General features: G+C 79.5%; 1 protein-coding gene. It reads left to right on the top strand.

All coding sequences use genetic code 11. The features are described from left to right. Positions 1 to 366: DHHA1 domain-containing protein (locus tag KUM32_RS35500; protein WP_254406616.1), on the top strand; the 366-nt coding region annotated here is incomplete at its 5' end. Positions 367 to 609: the final 243 nt, after the last annotated feature.

The following is a 609-nucleotide window of genomic DNA, read 5'->3' as shown; positions in this document are numbered from 1 at the left end:
GGCCTCGCCGAGGGCGCCCAGGACGTGCGGGGCGTCGCGCTGGTGACCGGCCGGGTGCCCGACGGCACCGGCGCCGACGACCTGCGCAAGCTGGTGCTCGACGTGCGCGGGCGCATCCAGGGCGGTCGCCCGGCCGTCGTCGCGCTGTTCGCCGTCGCCGGCGAGCGCCCGCTCACGGTGATCGCCACCAACGAGGCGGCCCGCGAGCGCGGCCTCAAGGCCGGCGAGCTGGTGCGCACCGCCGCCAAGACGCTCGGCGGAGGCGGCGGCGGCAAGCCGGACGTCGCGCAGGGCGGCGGCCAGAACCCGGCCGCCATCGACGACGCGATCGCCGCCGTGCAGCGTCTCGTCGCCGAGCAGGCGTGAGGAGCGGCCCAGCGGGCGTGAGCACCAGCCGACCAGGCGCGCGGACCGGCCGAGCCGGCGGGCCGCGCGGCTGAGTGGGCGCGGCGGGTGGCCGCGCCGCGCGTGACGCGCGGACGGGCCGCCGCGTGGTGGGAGGAGTGGTCGGCCGGCCGGGTGGACGTCACCCGGCCGGCCGATGACCGCCCGGACCGGTGCGATGTGCACTCGACTGGGCGCGGGAACGGACGGGGTGACGGGAGTACG

Source organism: Streptomyces sp. AC627_RSS907, from assembly GCF_019049165.1.
This window is presented reverse-complemented; position numbering and strand designations above follow the sequence as displayed.